The 19,852-nt window shown below is 59.8% G+C and carries 18 protein-coding genes, 4 tRNA genes and 1 pseudogene (1 of these 23 only partly in view); 11 read left to right on the top strand and 12 right to left on the bottom strand.

Annotated features, from left to right (window positions below; all coding sequences use genetic code 11):
- Together BFP93_RS14880 and BFP93_RS14875 are read left to right on the top strand one after the other, a co-directional pair.
- Nucleotides 1-63, top strand: partial view of a catalase family protein gene (locus tag BFP93_RS14880; protein ID WP_065893691.1) — the end only. Its footprint begins 1,077 nt before the window's first position; only the last 63 of its 1,140 coding nucleotides appear in the window; its start codon lies off the left edge, out of view; its stop codon occupies nt 61-63.
- Complete coding sequence (locus BFP93_RS14875; protein WP_083205672.1) at nt 60-905, top strand: GNAT family N-acetyltransferase; 846 nt, start codon at nt 60-62, stop codon at nt 903-905. The genes BFP93_RS14880 and BFP93_RS14875 overlap by 4 nt, the downstream gene beginning before the upstream one ends.
- Here the strand turns inward: BFP93_RS14875 and BFP93_RS29705 are convergent.
- Together BFP93_RS29705 and BFP93_RS14870 are read right to left on the bottom strand one after the other, a co-directional pair.
- Nucleotides 895-993: pseudogene (locus BFP93_RS29705) on the bottom strand (LysR family transcriptional regulator); the annotation flags it as partial. The gene BFP93_RS14875 and the pseudogene BFP93_RS29705 sit on opposite strands and share 11 nt — an antisense overlap.
- Nucleotides 994-1,097: 104 nt before the next feature.
- The gene (locus BFP93_RS14870) at nt 1,098-1,598 is read right to left on the bottom strand and encodes an Lrp/AsnC family transcriptional regulator (protein WP_065888210.1); all 501 of its coding nucleotides are present in this window, start codon (nt 1,596-1,598) and stop codon (nt 1,098-1,100) included.
- A 119-nt stretch (nt 1,599-1,717) separates the two neighbouring features.
- On the opposite strand from BFP93_RS14870, the gene BFP93_RS14865 reads away from it, so the two are divergent.
- The 3 genes from BFP93_RS14865 to BFP93_RS14855 all read left to right on the top strand — a co-directional run bounded on the left by BFP93_RS14865 (nt 1,718) and on the right by BFP93_RS14855 (nt 5,414).
- The gene (locus BFP93_RS14865) at nt 1,718-2,752 is read left to right on the top strand and encodes a histone deacetylase family protein (RefSeq protein WP_065893689.1); all 1,035 of its coding nucleotides are present in this window, start codon (nt 1,718-1,720) and stop codon (nt 2,750-2,752) included.
- 47 nt (nt 2,753-2,799) lie between these two features.
- Nucleotides 2,800-3,852, top strand: coding sequence for an ornithine cyclodeaminase (locus tag BFP93_RS14860; protein ID WP_065893688.1), 1,053 nt, complete (start codon nt 2,800-2,802; stop codon nt 3,850-3,852).
- Between the two features lie 146 nt (nt 3,853-3,998).
- Nucleotides 3,999-5,414, top strand: a complete 1,416-nt coding sequence (locus BFP93_RS14855) for an amino acid permease (RefSeq protein ID WP_065893687.1) — start codon at nt 3,999-4,001, stop codon at nt 5,412-5,414.
- Nucleotides 5,415-5,589: 175 nt separating this feature from the next.
- Here BFP93_RS14855 and BFP93_RS14850 read toward each other — a convergent pair.
- The 4 genes from BFP93_RS14850 to BFP93_RS14835 form a co-directional block, all read right to left on the bottom strand.
- A tRNA-Asp gene (locus BFP93_RS14850) sits at nt 5,590-5,666 on the bottom strand.
- Nucleotides 5,667-5,685: 19 nt separating this feature from the next.
- Nucleotides 5,686-5,761, bottom strand: a tRNA-Val gene (locus BFP93_RS14845).
- A gap of 177 nt (nt 5,762-5,938) precedes the next feature.
- A tRNA-Asp gene (locus BFP93_RS14840) sits at nt 5,939-6,015 on the bottom strand.
- Nucleotides 6,016-6,034: 19 nt separating this feature from the next.
- A tRNA-Val gene (locus tag BFP93_RS14835) sits at nt 6,035-6,110 on the bottom strand.
- A 159-nt stretch (nt 6,111-6,269) separates the two neighbouring features.
- Here BFP93_RS14835 and rdgC point away from each other — a divergent pair.
- The 3 genes from rdgC (at nt 6,270) to sugE (ending at nt 8,731) form a co-directional block, all read left to right on the top strand.
- On the top strand, nt 6,270-7,190 hold the full coding sequence (gene rdgC, locus BFP93_RS14830; RefSeq protein WP_065893686.1) for a recombination-associated protein RdgC: 921 nt from the start codon (nt 6,270-6,272) through the stop codon (nt 7,188-7,190).
- Nucleotides 7,191-7,345: 155 nt separating this feature from the next.
- Complete coding sequence (locus tag BFP93_RS14825) at nt 7,346-8,311, top strand: bile acid:sodium symporter family protein (RefSeq protein WP_065893685.1); 966 nt, start codon at nt 7,346-7,348, stop codon at nt 8,309-8,311.
- Between the two features lie 105 nt (nt 8,312-8,416).
- Nucleotides 8,417-8,731 (top strand): quaternary ammonium compound efflux SMR transporter SugE, encoded by a 315-nt coding sequence (sugE, locus tag BFP93_RS14820; RefSeq protein WP_065888204.1) that lies wholly within the window; start codon nt 8,417-8,419, stop codon nt 8,729-8,731.
- 108 nt (nt 8,732-8,839) lie between these two features.
- On the opposite strand, the gene BFP93_RS14815 is transcribed toward sugE, so the two are convergent.
- From BFP93_RS14815 to BFP93_RS14805, 3 genes are all read right to left on the bottom strand, one after another.
- Nucleotides 8,840-10,714 carry an MFS transporter gene (locus BFP93_RS14815; RefSeq protein ID WP_065893684.1) on the bottom strand — a complete coding sequence of 625 codons (1,875 nt, stop codon included), beginning with the start codon at nt 10,712-10,714 and terminating at the stop codon, nt 8,840-8,842.
- 57 nt (nt 10,715-10,771) lie between these two features.
- Complete coding sequence (locus BFP93_RS14810; protein ID WP_065893683.1) at nt 10,772-11,920, bottom strand: TDT family transporter; 1,149 nt, start codon at nt 11,918-11,920, stop codon at nt 10,772-10,774.
- A gap of 77 nt (nt 11,921-11,997) precedes the next feature.
- Nucleotides 11,998-13,197, bottom strand: coding sequence for an MFS transporter (locus BFP93_RS14805; protein WP_065893694.1), 1,200 nt, complete (start codon nt 13,195-13,197; stop codon nt 11,998-12,000).
- Between the two features lie 106 nt (nt 13,198-13,303).
- Between BFP93_RS14805 and BFP93_RS14800 the strand changes: the two genes are divergently transcribed.
- Nucleotides 13,304-13,843 (top strand): TetR/AcrR family transcriptional regulator, encoded by a 540-nt coding sequence (locus BFP93_RS14800; protein ID WP_065893682.1) that lies wholly within the window; start codon nt 13,304-13,306, stop codon nt 13,841-13,843.
- Between the two features lie 132 nt (nt 13,844-13,975).
- Here BFP93_RS14800 and BFP93_RS14795 read toward each other — a convergent pair whose 3' ends face one another.
- The 3 genes from BFP93_RS14795 to BFP93_RS14785 form a co-directional block, all read right to left on the bottom strand.
- Nucleotides 13,976-14,755 carry an ABC transporter permease gene (locus tag BFP93_RS14795; protein WP_003190115.1) on the bottom strand — a complete coding sequence of 260 codons (780 nt, stop codon included), beginning with the start codon at nt 14,753-14,755 and terminating at the stop codon, nt 13,976-13,978.
- Nucleotides 14,752-15,684 carry an ABC transporter ATP-binding protein gene (locus BFP93_RS14790; protein ID WP_065893681.1) on the bottom strand — a complete coding sequence of 311 codons (933 nt, stop codon included), beginning with the start codon at nt 15,682-15,684 and terminating at the stop codon, nt 14,752-14,754. Before BFP93_RS14790 ends, BFP93_RS14795 begins: the two co-directional genes overlap by 4 nt.
- 135 nt (nt 15,685-15,819) lie before the next feature.
- Nucleotides 15,820-16,437, bottom strand: a complete 618-nt coding sequence (locus BFP93_RS14785; protein WP_065893680.1) for a glutathione S-transferase family protein — start codon at nt 16,435-16,437, stop codon at nt 15,820-15,822.
- A 362-nt stretch (nt 16,438-16,799) separates the two neighbouring features.
- Between BFP93_RS14785 and BFP93_RS14780 the strand changes: the two genes are divergently transcribed.
- Together BFP93_RS14780 and BFP93_RS14775 are read left to right on the top strand one after the other, a co-directional pair.
- Nucleotides 16,800-19,247 carry an acyl-CoA dehydrogenase gene (locus BFP93_RS14780; RefSeq protein WP_065893679.1) on the top strand — a complete coding sequence of 816 codons (2,448 nt, stop codon included), beginning with the start codon at nt 16,800-16,802 and terminating at the stop codon, nt 19,245-19,247.
- A 75-nt stretch (nt 19,248-19,322) separates the two neighbouring features.
- Nucleotides 19,323-19,730, top strand: coding sequence for a PA2817 family protein (locus BFP93_RS14775; RefSeq protein ID WP_065888196.1), 408 nt, complete (start codon nt 19,323-19,325; stop codon nt 19,728-19,730).
- Nucleotides 19,731-19,852: the final 122 nt, after the last annotated feature.

The raw sequence follows: 19,852 nt of genomic DNA, 5'->3' as shown, positions 1-19,852 counted from the left end.
CCGCCACAGCCGCAACGCGCCGTAGGCGCAGTGCCTGCATGCCAGCAGAGGAAACCGATGTGAGTCCCGCTTACCTGTATCGCCCGGCAACCGCCGCCGACCTGCCCGCCGCCCATGCACTCTCCGTGCACCTTGAATGGCCTCATCGCGAGGAGGACTGGGCGATGGTGCAGCGTATCTCCGAAGGCTTCGTCGCCGAACAGGACGGTGTCTTGGCAGGCATCGCATTCGCCTGTCATCAGGGGGCCTATTCGTCCATCGGCCTGGTGATCGTCAGTCATGAGCACCGGAGCAAAGGCATCGGACGGCGCTTGATGAATCTGTGCCTGGACGCCGTGGGCCCACGCACGCCGATCCTCAATGCCACCGAGTCAGGCGCGCCGCTGTACGCCAGCATGGGATTCGTTGAATTTGCACGGATTCAGCAATATCAGGGCGTGCCGCAGATGCCGGAGCCCTTGCCCGCGAGCCGCCACGCGCTATGTCGCGTAGTGAACCGGGCCGACTACCCGAAGGTGATCGAACTGGCCAACGCCGGCAGCGGCCTGGACCGCACCGAGGTACTCAACGACCTGCTGCCGAGGGCTGAACACGTGGTGGGCATCGAGATAGAGGGACACCTGCAGGGATGCGCACTGCTCCGCCAATTTGGTCGCGGCCACCTCATTGGCCCCGTCGTCGCGCACCACCCGGAGCAGGCCCGACACTTGATCACTCACCTTCTTCGGTTGATCCCGGGCGCGTTCGTGCGCTTCGATATTCCCAGCGCATGCGGGTTGGCCGACTGGCTGGAGAACCTCGGGCTGCCGTGCGTAGATAACGCGCCACGCATGGTGCGGGGGATACCGCCCCAATCAAGCGCCGGGGTCACCGAATTTACGCTGGTGACCCAGGCGATCGGCTAATGAATGCCCGCTCGCCGGCGCGTGCAATCGTGCCCTCTTCACAGAGCAGAATGAACAAGTGCAAGGATAAGTGATCCAGGTGCTGCATGACGCCCCTCCCGTTGCAATGTGACGCGAACCGAACGCTGCCTTTGCCTTCAATTTCCCCGATTGCTCTACTGCACACCGAGCGTAGTGCGGTGCCCATCCCGATTAACCCTTGCTCAATTTGGGTATGGCAATGCGACTACCGGTCTTGATTTCACGCAACGCCAGACTCGACTGAATAGACGCAATACCGACCTGGCGCCTCAGCACTTGCTCGATAAAGTCGCTATAGCTGTCGAGATCCTCTGCCAACACTTGAAGCACGTAATCGGCGTCTCCGGTGATTTTGTGGCAGGCCAATACTTGCGGCAATTGTGCAATCACTGCCTCGAAGGCATCCGGCGCATGGTCGGCATGGGTGGAAAAGCGAATGTGCACGAATGCCATGATATCCAGCCCGAGCATTCTTCGATCCAGCGTTGCCTGATAACCCTTGATCACGCCCGCCTCTTCCATTCTCTTGCGCCGTCGCCAGCAAGGCGTGAGGCTCAATGAAAGCCGCTCACTGAGTTCGGCATTGGAAATGCTCGCGTCCTCCTGCAACAACTCAAGAATGGCCAGATCGGTCTCGTCGAGGCTGATGCGCCTGGATATATTTTTCTTCATTACGCTGTTCCTGAGTTAAATCGCCCGATAAATATCCTTAAGCACGAAGACAAAGCAAAGAAATCGCGTCCCGACCAGAACAGAATATTTGCACTGGCTCACATTAACGGATGCGCAGAATGTTTACAGTTTTCAGTGATTCCCACCGTCTGCACCATGGCACCGAGTTGAAGGATGGCGTGCTCAAGCCGTCGTTTGAGCAGCCCAGTCGGGCCGACACCGTTTACAACCGTGTCAAGCAAACAGGCCTTGGCCGGATAGTCGAACCGCGCGTGTTTGACCGCGCGTGTTACGTCAACGCCCACAGCGAACGCTATGTGAGTTTCCTGGAAAGTGCCTGGTCGCAGTGGTGCGCCACAGGACGCACCCATGACGCCCTGCCACTGGTATGGCCTGTACGTGACTTGGCCAACGATCAAGTGCCGACGTTCATTGACGGCAAACTCGGTTTCTTCGCAATGGATGCCGGCTCGCCAATCACCGCCACGACCTGGCAGGCCGTCAAGACCAGTGCCGATATCGCCCTGACGGGGCTGGCACTTATCGACGAAGGCCACGACAGCGCCTTTGCCCTGTGTCGTCCGCCGGGCCATCACGCGGCGCGTGAATATATGGGGGGCTACTGCTATCTCAACAATGCGGCCATTGCTGCACAGCAGGCAATCACTCAGGGCGCCAAACGTGTCGCGGTACTCGACGTCGATTTTCATCACGGCAACGGTACCCAGAACATTTTTTACCCGCGCAACGACGTGATGTTCGTCTCGCTGCACGGCGAACCGGCCGTGTCCTATCCCTACTATTCGGGGTTCAGCGATGAAATCGGCGCCGGCCACGGCGAAGGGTTCAACCTCAACTATCCATTGCCGAAAAACACCGCCTGGGAACGCTACCGCGACGCCCTGCTTCATGCCTGCGGAAAACTTCAGCAGTTCGCGCCAGAAGTACTGGTGATCTCACTGGGCGTCGACACTTTCAAGGACGACCCGATCAGCCACTTCCTTTTGGAAAGCGAGGACTTCATCGGGATCGGCGAGCTGATAGCGAGTGTGGGTTGCCCCACCCTCTTTGTGATGGAAGGCGGCTACATGGTCGATGAAATCGGCATCAATGCGGTGAACGTACTGCATGGCTTCGAGAGCAAGCGCGCCTGATCCCCCTGACTCTACAACGCGTAACTGGATAGATTGGAGAATAAAAAATGACGCTCTTCCTGGATGTCGATGATGCCGCACGCCTGTTCGCCAAGATTGGTATCCGCCGGGCAATCCGTGAGATGGCCACCTACATCGAAGCAGACTATTTACGCTGGGCGCAGTTTGACAAGTCGCCGCGCACGGCCAATCACTCCGCAAATGGTGTGATCGAGCTGATGCCTACCGACGATGGCAAGCAGTACTCCTTCAAGTACGTGAATGGCCACCCGGACAATGGTCAGCAGAACCTGCTGACGGTGATGGCATTCGGTCTGCTGGCCGATGTCCACAGTGGCTATCCAACCCTGCTCAGCGAGCTGACACTGACCACTGCAGTGCGCACCGCGGCAACCTCGGCACTGGTCGCGCGTACGCTTGCCCGTCCAGGCGCAACTTCGATGGCGCTCATTGGAAATGGTGCTCAGAGCGAGTTTCAGGCGCTGGCCTTCCACGAAATGCTGGGCATCAATGAAATTCGCATCTTCGATATTGATCGCGACGCCTCACTCAAGCTGCTGCGCAACCTGGCGGCTTTCCCGACGATCAAAGTGATTCACGCCGACTCCATACAGGAGGCGGTCAAGGGCGCGCACATTGTCACCACCGTTACCGCCGACAAGGCCTACGCGACGATCCTGACGCCCGAGATGATTGAGCCCGGTATGCATATCAATGCCGTCGGCGGCGACTGCCCGGGCAAGACCGAACTGCACGCCGACATCCTGCGCAACGCTCGGGTCATCGTGGAGTTTGAACCTCAAACGCGGATTGAAGGTGATATTCAGCAACTGGAGGCCGACTCACCCGTCATCGAGTTTTTCCGGATTGCGCAAGGCGACGTCCAGGGACGCGAGAACAATGAACAGGTGACGGTATTCGATTCAGTGGGCTTTGCCCTCGAGGATTTCTCATCGCTTCGCTACCTGCAGGTGATGGCGCACGAACATCAAGTCGGCCGCCACATCCACCTGGTACCCACGCCTGAAAATATAAAAAACCTGTTCCAGATGCTTGATCAGCAACCAACCAAAGCCGCCCCTCTGCGCACGGCCAGTTGATCTGCGAGTGACGCCCCAAGGCATCTGCAGCGGGCCGTCACTGCCCCAATAAAACAACACCGTCACCCGCCATTGCATCCTGACAGTGGCGCTGGATACCCATTTTTCTGCCAAAACTCAAAAACATAAGATCAAGAGGTTTTGAAATGAAATCGAATTCATCAGAGCGGGCTGAGCAGCCTGCGCTGCAGCGCACGCTCAGCAATCGTCACATCCAGTTAATGGCCATGGGCGGAGCCATTGGCACGGGTTTGTTCATGGGCTCCGGAAAGATCATCGCCCTCTCCGGCACCTCGATCATCCTCATCTACATGATCATCGGCCTGTTCGTTTATTTCGTCATGCGCGCCATGGGCGAAATGCTGCTATCGAATTTGAATTTCAAGACCTTTGCGGATTTCGCCGGCGCGTACCTGGGGCCTCGCGCCGCATTTTTTCTCGGTTGGTCGTATTGGCTGAGTTGGAGCGTTGCAGTGATCGGCGATGCCGTTGTCGTGGGCGGCTTTTTCCAGTACTGGTTCCCCCAACTGCCTGCCTGGATACCGGCTATCGGGATGCTGGCGACCCTGTTTGCCTTGAACGTGCTGACGGTCAGGCTTTTCGGTGAGGTCGAATTCTGGTTCGCGATCATCAAGATCATCGCCGTCGTAACGCTTATTGGCGTCAGCCTGGTGATGATCGCCAGCTCGTTCGTATCCCCCAGTGGCGTTACCGCGTCCCTGGGCCACCTGGTGGATAAGCAGGCTGCGTTCCCGAATGGCTTGCTGGGGTTTTTCGCCGGTTTCCAGATGGCGATATTCTCCTTTGCCGGCACCGAACTGATCGGCACGGCGGCAGCAGAAACCCGGTCTCCGGAGAAGACCCTACCCAAGGCAATCAACTCGATTCCGCTGCGAATCATCCTGTTCTACGTGTTGGCATTGGGCTGCATTATTGCCGTGACGTCCTGGCAACAGGTTTCACCTGTGAAAAGTCCTTTTGTCGAACTGTTCCTCGTCGCAGGCTTCCCCGCAGCAGCCGGCATCGTTAACTTCGTGGTTCTGACATCCGCCGCTTCCTCGGCCAACAGTGGCGTATTCTCATCCAGCCGTATGCTGTTCGGGCTGGCCAATCAAGACAATGCTCCGGGTATTTTTCGGCGGCTATCGGGCAATAGCGTGCCTCTGCTGAGCCTGGCTTTCACGACATTATTGATGCTGGTGGGTGTACTTGTGCTGTTCATCGTTCCGGAGGTCATGACCGCATTCACCATCGTTTCCACGGTGTCAGCGATTCTGGTGATATTCACCTGGTCGACCATCCTCGCGTCCTACATTGCCTATCGCAAAAAGCGCCCTGAGCTTCACGCTGAATCTGCCTACAAGATGCCGGGCGGCGTCCCAATGGCAGTGCTCTCACTGGCGTTCATGGGTTTCGTTCTATGCCTGCTGGCATTGAGACCTGACACCCGCGTTGCCTTGATGGTCATGCCCGGATGGTTCATATGGCTGGCCATTGCTTATCATCTGACACGTAGCAGGAAGCCTGAAACGGCGGTGGAGTCGGCGAGTCAAATCGGTTGAGCTGCGTCACGCCAGAGCAGCATTCGCTGCTGCTCTGGCGGCGCAACTTGATTGTCTGACTGGAAACCGTGGCTGGAGATGCAATTGCAGCACAATGGTGCAGACGAAAAAAAGCCCGCTCAATGAGCGGGCTTCTTGTGGCGACCTGGCGTTCAGTGTTCCAGGTTGCCGAATATGGCGCAGCGGACGGGACTCGAACCCGCGACCCCCGGCGTGACAGGCCGGTATTCTAACCGACTGAACTACCGCTGCGCGTAACACGTGAAGCGAATGGTGGGTGATGACGGGATCGAACCGCCGACCCTCTGCTTGTAAGGCAGATGCTCTCCCAGCTGAGCTAATCACCCTTCGTTTCGGTGTGGGCGCATCATACACCAAAAAATCGTAATGTCTTGATTTAAATGCACTTTATTTAAAAAAAGTTTACCGCACGATTTTTTGCCATATTGCGGGCAATAAAAAGCCCGCTCAATGAGCGGGCTTTCCGTGGTGACCTGGCGTTCAGCATTCCAGGCTACCGAATATGGCGCAGCGGACGGGACTCGAACCCGCGACCCCCGGCGTGACAGGCCGGTATTCTAACCGACTGAACTACCGCTGCGCGTAACACATGAAGCGAATGGTGGGTGATGACGGGATCGAACCGCCGACCCTCTGCTTGTAAGGCAGATGCTCTCCCAGCTGAGCTAATCACCCTTCGTTTCGGTGTGGCGCGCATTCTACGGAGCGCTCCCAGGTCTGGCAAGCACTTTCTTAAATCTTTTTTTTCAGCCCTTCCAATGGCTTACGCAGGGTTGGCCTGCGGCGTGATCAAGAGAATAATGCCCCCCTTTGTATAGAGGAGAGACTCACCCCATGTGGTTCAAGAACCTGCTTATCTATCGCCTGACCCAAGATCTGCCTGTTGATGCCGAGGCGTTGGAAGCGGCCATGGCCACCAAACTGGCGCGCCCGTGTGCAAGCCAGGAACTGACCACCTACGGTTTCGTTGCACCCTTTGGTAAAGGTGAAGACGCTCCCCTGGTCCACGTCAGCGGGGATTTCCTGCTGATCGCCGCGCGCAAGGAAGAACGCATCCTGCCGGGCAGCGTGGTACGCGACGCGGTTAAAGAGAAGGTTGAGGAGATCGAGGCCGAGCAAATGCGCAAGGTCTATAAAAAGGAACGCGACCAGATCAAGGATGAAATCATCCAGGCTTTCCTGCCACGCGCCTTTATTCGTCGCTCGTCGACCTTCGCCGCCATCGCGCCTAAACAGGGTCTGATCCTGGTGAACTCGGCCAGCCCGAAACGCGCAGAAGACTTGCTCTCCACCCTGCGCGAAGTGATCGGCACCCTGCCGGTGCGCCCACTGACCGTAAAAACCGCACCGACGGCGATCATGACCGACTGGGTCACCACCCAGAAACCGGCGGCCGACTTCTTCGTGCTCGACGAATGCGAACTGCGCGACACCCACGAAGACGGCGGGATCGTGCGCTGCAAGCGCCAGGACCTGACCGGCGAAGAAATCCAGCTGCACCTGACCACCGGCAAAGTCGTGACCCAATTGTCCCTGGCCTGGCAGGACAAGCTGTCCTTCATGCTCGACGACAAGATGACCGTCAAGCGCCTGAAGTTCGAAGACTTGCTGCAGGACCAGGCCGAACAGGACGGCGGCGACGAAGCCCTGGGCCAACTGGACGCCAGCTTTACCCTGATGATGCTGACCTTCGGCGAATTCCTGCCGGCGTTGATCGAAGCACTCGGCGGTGAAGAGACCCCACAAGGCATCTGAGCCATGTGAAAGTCAAAATGTGGGAGGGGGCTTGCCCCCGATAGCGGTGTATCAGGCAAAAATCCATTAGCTGATACACCGCCATCGGGGGCAAGCCCCCTCCCACTTTTGATTGCATTGCCAATTCAAAAATCGAACAAGAAAGGACACCCTCCATGCGCGCACTCGCCGCCTTGAGCCGCTTCGTCGGCAATACCTTCGCCTACTGGGTGTTGATCTTTGCCGTCGTCGCATTTCTCCAACCCAGCTGGTTCCTCGGCCTGAAAAGCGCCATCGTCCCACTGCTGGGCCTGGTGATGTTCGGCATGGGCCTGACCTTGAAACTCGAAGACTTCGCCGAGGTCGCCCGCCATCCGTGGCGCGTCGCCCTGGGCGTGGTCGCGCATTTTGTGATCATGCCCGGCGTGGCGTGGTTGTTGTGCCAGGTCTTTCACCTGCCGCCGGAAATTGCCGTTGGCGTGATTCTGGTGGGCTGCTGCCCAAGCGGTACGTCATCCAACGTAATGACCTGGCTGGCCCGTGGCGACCTGGCACTGTCGGTGGCCATCGCCGCCGTCACCACCCTCCTCGCCCCGCTGCTCACCCCGGCGCTGATCTGGCTGCTGGCCTCGGCCTGGCTGCCGGTGTCGTTCATGGAGCTGTTCTGGTCGATCCTGCAAGTGGTGCTGCTGCCAATCGTGCTCGGCGTAGTCGCGCAACGCTTGCTGGGTGATCGGGTTCGTCATGCGGTCGATGTGCTGCCACTGGTCTCGGTGGTCAGCATTGTGATCATCGTGGCTGCCGTGGTCGCCGCCAGTCAGGCGAAGATTGCCGAGTCGGGCCTGTTGATCATGGCCGTGGTGATGCTGCACAACAGCTTCGGCTACCTGCTCGGCTACTTCACCGGGCGCCTGTTCAAGTTGCCATTGGCGCAACGCAAGTCGTTGGCGCTGGAAGTGGGCATGCAGAACTCCGGGCTCGGCGCCGCGTTGGCCAGTGCGCACTTCTCGCCACTGGCGGCGGTGCCCAGTGCGCTGTTCAGCGTCTGGCACAATATTTCCGGGGCGTTGCTCTCGACTTACTTTCGACGCATGAGCGAGAAGGAAGATCGCCGCGCGCTGGAGAATACCCCGCCCACTTGATCGACCGGCCCATGTTCGGCACTCTTGGCTCCTCGCGGGGACGACCCCGCGACGCCAATGCGCGTTGACTCCGGGGACGACCCCGCCTGAAGAAGCGAGGTCATCATGTCCTGGATCATTCTGTTTTTCGCCGGGTTGTTTGAAGTCGGCTGGGCCGTCGGCCTGAAGTACACCGACGGCTTCAGCAAGCCCCTGCCCACCGTACTCACTGTCGCCGCCATGGCCATCAGCCTTGGCCTGCTGGGGCTGGCGGTTAAGGAACTGCCGCTGGGCACCGCCTACGCCGTATGGACCGGCGTGGGTGCGGTGGGCACGGTGATCGCCGGGATTATTCTGTTTGGGGAGTCCATGGCGTTGTTTCGGTTGGCCAGCGTGGCGTTGATCATTTGCGGGCTGATTGGGCTCAAGATCAGCGCGTAGGCCGCTACCGCCATCGGGGGCAAGCCCCCTCCCACATTTTGAATGCGTTCACAAATCAAAAGTGGGAGGGGGCTTGCCCCCGATGAGGCCAGTCCCTCCAGCACAGAACTACCTGACACTCCCCCGCAGAACACCGACCACAGCCTGCAACTGCGCAGGCGTCGCGTCCTCTGTACGAACAGGCTCCCCCGCCACCAGCACCACCCGCGACCAGATCCGATGAAAGAACCCCTTGTTCGGATCGCGACTGAAAAAACTGCCCCACAGCCCCTGCAACGCCAGCGGAATCACCGGCACCGGCGTCTCTTCCAGAATGCGCGTCACGCCACCGCGAAACTCATTCATCTGGCCATCGCCGGTCAACTTGCCTTCCGGGAAGATGCACACCAGCTCGCCATCCCTCAGGTACTCGGCAATCCGCGCGAAGGCCTTTTCGTAGATCTGGATGTCCTCGTGACGCCCGGCAATCGGAATCGCCCCGGCGGTGCGGAAGATAAAGTTGAGCACCGGCAAGCGGTATATTTTGTAGTACATGACAAAACGAATCGGCCGACGCACTGCGCCACCAATCAGCAGCGCATCGACAAACGACACATGGTTGCAAACGAGCAAGGCCGCGCCTTCATCCGGAATCCGTTCCAGGTTGCGGTGCTCGACGCGGTACATGGAATGGCTGAGCAGCCAGATCATGAAGCGCATGGTGAACTCGGGCACGATCTTGAAGATGTAGGTATTGACCGCGATGTTGAGCAGCGACACCACCAGGAACAACTCGGGGATCGACAGCTTGGCCACGCTCAGCAGCAGGATCGACACGATGGCCGACACCACCATGAACAGTGCATTGAGAATGTTGTTGGCCGCGATCACGCGCGCACGCTCGTTTTCGGCGGTGCGCGACTGGATCAGCGCGTACAGCGGCACGATGTAAAAGCCGCCGAACACGCCCAGGCCGAGGATATCGAACAACACCCACCAGGCCTGCCCGTAGCCGAGCACCGCCAGCCAGTCGTTGGCCTGGATATTCTGGGGGAAGCCGCCGGAGTGCCACCACAGCAGCAGGCCGAACACCGTCAGGCCGAACGAGCCGAACGGCACCAGGCCGATCTCCACTTTACGTCCCGAGAGCTTTTCGCAGAGCATCGAGCCCAGGGCGATCCCCACCGAGAACACGGTGAGGATCAGGGTCACGACGGTTTCATCGCCATACAGCCATTCCTTGGCGTAGGCCGGAATCTGCGTCAGGTAGATCGCGCCGACGAACCAGAACCATGAATTGCCGACGATGGACCGCGACACCGCCGGGGTCTGTCCCAGGCCCATGCGCAACGTGGCCCAGGATTGGGTGAAGATATTCCAATCCAGGCGCAATTGCGGCGTGGAGGCCGCCGCCCGTGGAATGCTGCGGCTGGCCAGGTACCCCAGCACCGCCACGCCGACAATCGCCACGGCCACTACCGGTGCGTAATGGGTGGACGACATCATGATGCCCGCGCCGATGGTGCCGGCAAGAATCGCCAGGAACGTGCCCATTTCCACCAGGCCGTTGCCGCCGACCAACTCATCGTCGTGCAGGGCCTGGGGCATGATCGAATATTTCACCGGGCCGAACAGCGCCGAGTGGGTGCCCATGGCGAACAGTGCCAACAGCATCAATTCCAGGTGATTGAAGAGAAAACCGGTGGCGCCCACGGCCATGATCACGATTTCACCGAGCTTGATCGCGCGGATCAACGCGTCCTTATTGAATTTCTCGCCAAACTGCCCGGCCAGCGCCGAGAACAGGAAGAACGGCAGGATGAACAGCAAGGCACACAGGTTGACCCAGATGGAACGGTCGCCTTCGATGCTGAGCTTGTAGAGAATCGCCAGAATCAGCGACTGCTTGAAGATGTTGTCGTTGAAAGCGCCCAAAAGCTGGGTGATGAAAAACGGCAGGAAACGCCGTGTGCGCAGCAAGGTGAATTGTGAGGGGTGGCTCATCGTCCGTGTTCCTGCGTGGCCTGTTATTAGTCAGGCCACGACTTTACCTAATCCCGCTTACTTATTCGCTAGCCCCGCAATGCATGGCGAAACAAAAAGCTCGCCTTTGTAGGCGCCCTGCACCGTGCGCGTGCCTACGATCAGCCACATCAGCGCCAGAGCCACCACTAGCACACTGCCCAATACGCTGAAGAACCCCAGGTGCAGCACGCTGGCAAGCTTGAGCGTGGCCAGCGCGTAAACCCCAAGCGGAAAGGTAAAGCCCCACCAGCCCAGGTTGAACGGAATACCGCCGCGCAGGTAACGCAGGGTGATCAACACCGCCATCAACATCCACCACAAGCCGAAGCCCCACAGGGTGATGCCGGCCACCAGGCCGAGCCCGTTGGCCATTTCGCCGACTCCCGGCAAGCCATTGGCGGCAAAGATCGCCGGCGCATCGCCGCCCAGCAGCAACATGCCCAGGGCACCGGTACCGATGGGGCCCAGCGCCAGCCAGCTCGAGGCCGCCATATTGGCGTGGGGCAGTTTATGCAGGGCCATGCGCAGCATCAGGATGGTCAGGATGCTGAAGGCGACCGGCAGCGAGAACGCCCAGAGTACGTAACTGGTCACCAGCATCACCAGTTGCCCATGGGCATCGGCCAGGTACGGCGCCAGCAGGCCACCGCTGGCGGCGGCGACTTCGGCGGCCACCACCGGGAGCAGCCAAACTGCGGTCATCTGGTCGATGCTGTGTTCCTGGCGGGTGAACATCATGAACGGAATCAACACACCGCAGGCCAACGCCATGGCCACGTCCAGCCACCACAAGGCTTCGGCCAGGGGAATCACAGCGCTGCCCCAACGCGGCAGGCCGAACAGCAGCAAACCATTCAGAATGGTGGCCAGACCCATGGGGATGGTGCCGAAAAACATCGAGACCGTGGAATGCCCGAAAATCCGCCGCGCCTCGTGGAAAAACATCAGCCAACGTGCGCCATACAGCACGCTGAACAAGACGAACAGGCCGATGGTGAACATCCACAGGCCTTCGGCGACCGCACGCAAACCGGGCAGATTGACCGGCAGTTGCGCCAGGGCCAGCGCCAGCACGCCGGTCCCCATGGTCGCGGCAAACCAGTTCGGGGTGAACTGGCGAATCACTTCCCGGGGGCGGGTCAGGTGGCTGAAGGGTTTATAGCTGATGCTTGTCGAGCAGGTCATGATGGCAATCCTCTTCCTCGCATGAGGTTGCAGCCATCATAGAAGCGTATCGAATATCTATATAACGGGTAATATCTCTAACAGTTATCTGTTTTACAGATGTTCGGCACTGGCGTGCGCTGCCATGACAGTCCGGCCAAGGCACCCACGGCGAGCAGAATAATCAGCGCGCCGTACGCATCCGTGGTCGCGATCAGACCGAATTCGCGACTCAGGTTACCGGCCAACAGCGCCGGCAGGCAGAACGCCAGGTAACTCAATACATAGAACGCCGACATCAACCCCGCTCGCTCGTGAGGCAGCGCCAACCCTACGATGCTGCGCACACTGCCCATGAACCCGCCGCCGAAACCCAGGCCGGCAACCACACTGGCCGCAAAGAACAGCCACAGGCTGGCACTTTGCACAGCCACCAGCAACAGCGCCACGCCGGTCGCCAGCAGCACCGCCGACAGCCGCATGACCTTGTCCGCAGGGTGCTCGCGCAGGCTGTAGATCATCACCGCGCCACTGAGGGTGATCACCGCCACCAGGCCACCGCCGATCAGGTGCGACGTCGACCCCGTCGCGGCCCGCACCAGGGAGGGCGCCAGGGATGAAAAGAACCCTCCCAACGCCCATACCGCCACATTCAGCGGCATGGCCAAGGCCAGGGCACGGCGTGCCTGCTTCGGTACATGCAGAGTCGGCGCCAGGGACTTCAAGGCCCCCGGAATGCGGCTGACGGTTTCCGGCAAGCGCCAGACATACAACGCCTGAAGCATCATCAATCCGAGCAGGGCAAAGTAGATCAGTTGGGTCGGCCACGGTGCGTATTCCACCAACAAACCGCTGCCCAGGCCGCCACTGGCCATTCCCAGCATGGGCGCGAGGCTGTTGAGCATCGGCCCGCGCAGGCGGTCGGTGTCAAGCAACGTCGCACCCAGGACTGCCGTCGCCGTCCCGGTGGCGAAACCTTGCAGCGCGCGCGCGGCAATCAAGCACGCGGTGCTGTCGGCGTTGATAAACAGCAGCATCGCCACGATATTCAGGACCAACGCGACGAAAATCACCGGCTTGCGCCCGACATAATCCGACAGCGAGCCCACCGTCAGCAGCGCCGCCAGCAGGCTCACGGCATACACGGCAAAGATCAGCGTCAGCATCGCTGCGGAGAAATGCAGGTTGTCCTGATACACCTGATACAGGGGCGTCGGCGCGCTGGAGGCGGCGAGAAAGGTCAGTACGGTGATGACGAGGAATGTCAGGCTGGAACGTTGAGACAGGTTGCTGGGCATAGGCTTGCTTGACATAGGCACGCTCCGCTAAAGCTAATATTTTGCTTTTGTGAAGTGTGCTACCCGTCGACGCTTAAAGCAAATTCTTTGTGTTAAGGTTTTATCCATGGCGATCAAAGAAGGCCTTCGCCCGGGGGGCCGTAGTGCCCGGGTACAAGAATCGGTGCATTCGGCCGTCCGCGAACTGCTGCAGGCCCATGAACGCGCCACCATCACCGTACCGATGATTGCGACACGCGCGGGCGTCACCCCCTCGACCATATACCGTCGCTGGGGCGACCTTTCCGCCGTGCTGGCCGATGTAGCCCTGGCACGCATGCGCCCGGACACCGAGCCGGCCACTACCGGCAGCCTGCGCGGCGACCTGCTGGCCTGGGCTGAGCAATACCTGGACGAAATGAGTTCGGAGCCCGGGCGCAACATGATGCGCGACGTGCAGTGCAGCCTGACGCCGGGGTATTGCGTGAGTATCTTGAGCGGGCAATTGCAGGTCATTGTCGATCGTTACCCGGAGCAGGCAGCCCCCAGCGTGGACCGCCTGATCAACCTGCTCGCGGCGCCCACGGTTTTTCGTATTCTGTTTTCGACAGAGCCCCTGAGCGTCGAAGAGCTGCATGCCCTGATCGACCTTGCACTGCAAGTCTGAAAGCCTGACACAAAACCAAATGTGGGAGGGGGCTTGCCCCCGATGGCAGTGTGTCAGCTGCAGATAAGCTGGCTGAAACACCGCCATCGGGGGCAAGCCCCCTCCCACATTTTCAACCGCGTTTAACCAGTATTACGTCCGCATCCCACGCCCGCTCACGAGCAATCGCGCGCATCCGATGTACAAGACGATGGTGGCAACGATCATGAAGGTGATCGCCACGCTGATCTTGATATCCGACACTCCCAGGATGCCGTAGCGGAAGGCGTTGACCATGTGCAGCACCGGGTTGGCCAGGGACACGGTCTGCCAGAACGGCGGCAGCAACGTGATGGAGTAGAACACCCCGCCCAGGTAGGTCAGCGGCGTCAGCACGAACGTCGGGATGATCGAAATATCATCGAAGTTGCGCGCAAATACCGCGTTGATGAAGCCTAGCAGCGAGAAGATCGTGGCCGTCAGTACCACCACCAGAATGGTGACCCCCAGGTGATGCACTTGCAGGTGAGTAAAGAACAACGACAGCAAGGTCACGATCACGCCCACCATCAAGCCGCGCAGCACACCGCCCAACGTGTAGCCGATCAGGATCGTGTGCGGCGACACCGGTGAAACCATCAGTTCTTCGATGGAGCGCTGGAATTTGCTGCCAAAGAAACTCGACACCACGTTGCCGTAGGAGTTGGTGATCACCGACATCATGATCAGGCCCGGCACGATGTACTCCATGTAGGTGAAGCCACCCATGTCACCGATCTGCCGACCGATCAGGTTACCGAAGATCACAAAGTACAGGACCATGGTGATCGCCGGTGGCAGCAGGGTCTGCGGCCAGATTCGGGTAAAGCGCTTCACCTCGCGGTAGACGATGGTCTGCAGCGCGACGAGGTTGGGTTGCAGTTCGGAACTCATACCGCCACCTTCGCCAGATTTTTCTCCACCAGGGACACGAACAACTCCTCAAGGCGATTGGTTTTGTTACGCAGGCTCGTTACCTCGATGTTCTGAGTCGCCAGTTGGCTGAACAGCGCAGTGATGCCCATGGCTTTGTCCACCTGGACTTCAAGCGTGTGGCTGTCCACCAGACGGCTTGGGTAGCCCAACAGTTGCGGCGGCGCCGACAGATTGTTCTTCAGGTCGAGCAGGAAGGTTTCCACATGGAGCTGGCCCAGCAGGTTACGCATGCTGGTGTTCTCGACAATGGTGCCGTGGTCGATGATGCCGATATTTCGGCACAGCTGTTCAGCTTCCTCGAGATAGTGCGTGGTGAGGATGATAGTGATGCCCTTCTCGTTCAGCTCGGTAAGAAAGGTCCACATCGAACGACGCAACTCGATGTCCACACCTGCGGTGGGTTCGTCGAGGATCAGCAGGCGCGGTTCATGCACCAGTGCGCGGGCGATCATCAGGCGGCGCTTCATACCACCGGACAACGAGCGCGAAGGCACGTCACGCTTGTCCCACAGGCCCAATTGGGTCAGGTATTGCTCGGCGCGTTCCTTGGCGACTTTCATCGGGATGCCGTAGTAGCCGGCCTGCGTCACGACGATGTCGAAGGTCTTTTCAAACTGGTTGAAATTGAATTCCTGGGGCACCACGCCGATCGAGCGCTTGAGCGCCGCCGGGGACTTGTCCAGGTCATGGCCAAAGATATTCACCGTGCCGCTGGTCTTGTTGACGAGGGTCGAGAGGATACCGATGGTGGTGGATTTGCCGGCACCGTTGGGGCCGAGCAAGGCGAAGAAGTCACCTTCGGCAACGTCCAGATCGATACCACTCAGGGCCTGGAAACCGTTGCCGTAGGTTTTGGTTAGCTGCCGGATGGACAGAGCGGAACTCATATCTGATTACGCACCAAAGAAAAGAATAGAAACAATAGATGAGGGCACACCGCAGGTAGTTCAACCTGCGATGAGGTGCGAGCATGGTGCGTGCCCGCGCCACACAAGTACAGTCACCTGTATTAATAGTGTGTATCAGGTCAACGCGGTCATCACCGCTTTGCGGTAGGCCGGACGCTGTTTCAGGCGCTCATACCAGGCCTCCAGGTTGGGCATTGCCGGGCGTTCGATGGGCATTTCGAACCAGGCGTAGATGAAACAGCCGAGCGGGATATCGCCCATGCCGAACGCCTGGCCGCTAAGGTAGGGTTGCGCAGCGAGGGCTTGTTCGACGGTGTCGAGCGCATCGATGCAGGCTTGGCGCCCGGCGTTGATACTGTCCCAGTTGCGCTTTTCGGCGGGTGTGCGCAGGATGCCCCAGAACACTGCCTTGAATGGATCGGCGAGCGTCGAGGTGGTCCAGTCCATCCACTTCTCGGCGCCGGCCCGGACTTGCAGGTCACTGGGGTAAAATTCCGACGCGTGCTTGGCGCACAGGTAGCGCACGATGGTGTTGGATTCCCACAGTACAAAGTCGCCATCTTCAATCATCGGCACCCGGCCATTGGGGTTCAAGGCCCGGTATTGCGGGGTGTCGACCACACCAAACGCCCCGCCCGCATCAATTGCCTCATAGTCCAGGCCGAGCTCCTCGGCGCACCACAGTGCTTTCCTTACGTTTGATGAATTTTTACGACCCCAGATCTTCAGCATGACCGCGCCTTATCGTTGTTGAACATGGCTTGATGAACGCCGCAGCATACGCCGGTTCAGGCGCGGCTTGAATTACTCTGCATGGTGCCTGGCATTGAGTCAGCGCAACGCGCAGTCTCACCGATGGCACGGCAAAGACTGACCGGTCATATAAATCCCCATGGGTTCCGCGACGTCTCGGGGCGAACTCCACCACCACAGGGCGGTCACTGATGAAGAGGCTGGCGATGAAGCGGTACTCAGCTACATAGCGCACTGATGGCTGTCCCCAGTACAAACTTGTAACACCCTGATCACCCCGCTTGGCCGGACGCCGTCTAAGCTCCCTGGTGGTTTCGCCCTGGTTTCACGGAGGATTGAATATGCTGTTGTTGTGGATACTGGTTCTGGTGGTCGGCATTGCCTACCTGGCACACCGGCGCACCGCGCCCCTGCCTGCCCTGGGTGTGGTCGCCGTCTACCTGTTGGCGATGGGCGCCTGGAGCCATGCCCCGGGTTGGCTGCTGCTGATTTTCTGGGTGCTGATCGCAGTCGTGGCCCTGCCGCTGTTGCTGCCCGACCTGCGCCGCCAATACTTCACCAAGCCGCTGTTCAGCTGGTTCCAGAAAGTTCTGCCGCCGATGTCCGAAACCGAGCGCGATGCGATCGACGCGGGCACCGTGTGGTGGGACGGCGAACTCTTCAGCGGGCGTCCTGACTGGGACAAATTGCTGGCCTACCCCAAGGTGCAATTGACTGAAGAAGAACAGGCGTTCATCGACGGGCCCACCGAAGAGCTCTGCGCCATGGTCAGCGACTGGGAAATCGGCCAGGCCATGGACCTGCCCCCTGCGGCCTGGGAGCACATCAAGACTCATGGTTTCTTCGCCCTGATCATTCCCAAGGAATACGGCGGCAAGGGCTTCTCCGCCTATGCCCACTCGCAAGTCGCGATGAAACTGGCCACCCGCAGCGGCGACCTGGCGTCCACCGTGATGGTGCCCAATTCCCTGGGCCCCGCCGAGTTGCTGTTGCACTACGGCACCGACGAACAACGCAACCACTACCTGCCGCGCCTGGCGCGTGGCGACGATATTCCGTGTTTCGCCCTGACCGGCCCGCTGGCCGGCTCCGATGCGGGCGCCATGCCCGACACCGGCGTCATCTGCAAAGGTGAGTGGGAAGGCAAGGAAACCCTCGGCCTGCGCCTGAACTGGGAAAAGCGCTACATCACCCTCGGCCCGGTCGCGACCTTGCTCGGCCTGGCATTCAAGGCCCATGACCCGGATCATCTGCTGGGCGACGAAGAAGACCTGGGCATCAGCCTTGCGCTGATCCCTACCGACACCCCGGGTGTGGAAATCGGCCGCCGGCACCTGCCCCTGGGCGCCGCGTTCATGAACGGCCCCAATTCGGGCAAGGACGTCTTCATTCCCCTGGAATTCCTCATCGGTGGCCAGGAGATGCTCGGCAAGGGCTGGATGATGCTGATGAACTGCCTGTCCGTGGGTCGTTCAATCTCCCTGCCTGCGGTGGGCACCGGCGCCGCCAAGTTCACCAGCCTGGTGACCGGCCAATACGCGCAGGTCCGTGAACAGTTCAACGTGCCGCTGTCAGCCTTCGAAGGTATCCAGGAAGCCCTGGCACGCATCGGCGGCAACGCCTGGCTGATGGACAGCGCTCGCATGCTCACCGCCAATGCCGTGGACCTGGGCGAAAAACCCTCGGTGCTGTCGGCGATCCTCAAGTACCACCTCACCGAACGCGGCCGCGAGTGCATCAGCCATGCCATGGACGTACATGGCGGCAAGGGCATCATCATGGGCCCGAACAACTACCTGGGCCGCAGCTGGCAAGGCGCGCCGATCTTCATCACCGTGGAAGGCGCGAATATCCTCTCGCGCAACTTGATGATCTTCGGCCAGGGTGCGATTCGTTGCCATCCGTTCGTGCTCAAGGAAATGGCCCTGGCCGGTCGTGAAGACCATGACCAGGCGTTGAAGGAGTTCGATGGCCTGCTGATGCAACATATCGGTTTCGCCGTGAGCAACGCCGCCAGTACATTGGTATTGAACCTGGGCATCGGTCACTTCGAAAAGGCCCCGGGCAACCGTCTGAGCCAGGGTTATTTCCGCGCGCTGAACCGCCAGGCCGCCGCGTTCGCCCTGCTCGCGGACCTGAGCATGATGCTGCTGGGCGGCGAGTTGAAACGCCGCGAACGCCTGTCGGCGCGCCTGGGTGATGTGCTGAGCCACATGTACCTGGCCTCGGCGGCGCTCAAGCGCTACCACGACCTGGATTCGCCGGACCACCTGGAACCGCTGTTCGCCTGGGCCATGGAGGAAAGCCTTGGCCAATCCGAGCGTGCGCTGGATGAACTGCTGAGCAACTTCCCGAATAAAATCCTGGGCTGCCTGTTGCGGGTGATCGTGTTCCCGTTCGGGCGTCGTCATACCGGGCCATCCGATGCATTGGATGCCGAGGTTGCCGCCGTGATCGGCCGCGCCAAGGGCGACCCGACCCTGGAAGAGTTGCTGGCGGGCTGCTATCGCCCACAATCGGCGGAAGATCCGGTGGGCGCGCTGCAACACGCCTATGACCTGCTCGGCGCCAGCCATCCCCTGCAGAAAAAACTGCACACCGCGCTCAAGAGCGGACAGGTCAAACCGACTGCCGGTGAGTCCGCCATCGACGCCGCGCTGCACGCCGGCGTGCTGCAACCGGCCGAAGCGCAAACCCTGCGCGACGCCGAAGCGGCGCGTCGCAAGGTGATCGACGTGGATGATTTCAGCAAGGACGAGCTGATGCAGGCTGAGGGTAAAGTCCGCTGATACCGGCGGTCATATAAAAACGGGCGCGAGAGGCATATACTCTCGCGCCCGTTTTTGCTTTAGAGGACTTATCTCGTGTCCAACGTCGTTGCCGATCATCTCGCCTTGCTCGACCACCTGCGTAGCATCCTGGTTGCCGTCGGCGAAGCCGAACAGGTACCCGAGGAAAGCCATTCGCTGTTTCTGGAACGTTTCGACGAACTGCGCGCCCTGCTGCCCGTCGATCCCATCGAAAGCCAGTACCTGGGCCAGGACCTGATGAGCCAGGTCATCCTGCGCTACCCGCAGATCGCCCACCTGGTGCCGCGCGATCTGCTGTGGTTCTTTGGCGGTGATTGCCTGCATTTCATGCCCGACGAAGAACTGGACCTGTACCAGGCCCTTGAAGAACGTCGCTATGAAGCCGAGCTGAACGACGAACCGTTCGACTGGAACCAGGAAAAGCAACTGCTGGCCATGCCGGATGACCAGAGCAAGCACTGATTATCAGGGGCTTGTGTGGGAGGGGGCTTGCCCCCGATGAGCATAGGTATCTACACAATTTTGGTGCGACACCGCACCTGTGGCGAGGGAGCTAACGCGTATCTACCTGACGCTCCGAGGTC

This window comes from Pseudomonas sp. 44 R 15 (assembly GCF_900004965.1).
Lineage (GTDB): Bacteria > Pseudomonadota > Gammaproteobacteria > Pseudomonadales > Pseudomonadaceae > Aquipseudomonas > Aquipseudomonas orientalis_A.
Note: the sequence above shows the minus strand (reverse complement) of the source record. Positions and strands in the feature narration are given on the sequence as shown.

Coding starts and splice junctions, on each gene's coding strand:
- BFP93_RS14865 (WP_065893689.1), top strand. CDS start 1,718: ATGTTTACAGTTTTCAGTGATTCCCACCGTCTGCACCATGGCACCGAG.
- BFP93_RS14855 (WP_065893687.1), top strand. CDS start 3,999: ATGAAATCGAATTCATCAGAGCGGGCTGAGCAGCCTGCGCTGCAGCGC.
- BFP93_RS14860 (WP_065893688.1), top strand. CDS start 2,800: ATGACGCTCTTCCTGGATGTCGATGATGCCGCACGCCTGTTCGCCAAG.
- BFP93_RS14790 (WP_065893681.1), bottom strand. CDS start 15,684: ATGAGTTCCGCTCTGTCCATCCGGCAGCTAACCAAAACCTACGGCAAC.
- BFP93_RS14805 (WP_065893694.1), bottom strand. CDS start 13,197: ATGCCCAGCAACCTGTCTCAACGTTCCAGCCTGACATTCCTCGTCATC.
- BFP93_RS14870 (WP_065888210.1), bottom strand. CDS start 1,598: ATGAAGAAAAATATATCCAGGCGCATCAGCCTCGACGAGACCGATCTG.
- BFP93_RS14815 (WP_065893684.1), bottom strand. CDS start 10,714: ATGAGCCACCCCTCACAATTCACCTTGCTGCGCACACGGCGTTTCCTG.
- BFP93_RS14795 (WP_003190115.1), bottom strand. CDS start 14,755: ATGAGTTCCGAACTGCAACCCAACCTCGTCGCGCTGCAGACCATCGTC.
- sugE (WP_065888204.1), top strand. CDS start 8,417: ATGTCCTGGATCATTCTGTTTTTCGCCGGGTTGTTTGAAGTCGGCTGG.
- BFP93_RS14810 (WP_065893683.1), bottom strand. CDS start 11,920: ATGACCTGCTCGACAAGCATCAGCTATAAACCCTTCAGCCACCTGACC.
- BFP93_RS14785 (WP_065893680.1), bottom strand. CDS start 16,437: ATGCTGAAGATCTGGGGTCGTAAAAATTCATCAAACGTAAGGAAAGCA.
- BFP93_RS14825 (WP_065893685.1), top strand. CDS start 7,346: ATGCGCGCACTCGCCGCCTTGAGCCGCTTCGTCGGCAATACCTTCGCC.
- BFP93_RS14800 (WP_065893682.1), top strand. CDS start 13,304: ATGGCGATCAAAGAAGGCCTTCGCCCGGGGGGCCGTAGTGCCCGGGTA.
- BFP93_RS14780 (WP_065893679.1), top strand. CDS start 16,800: ATGCTGTTGTTGTGGATACTGGTTCTGGTGGTCGGCATTGCCTACCTG.
- rdgC (WP_065893686.1), top strand. CDS start 6,270: ATGTGGTTCAAGAACCTGCTTATCTATCGCCTGACCCAAGATCTGCCT.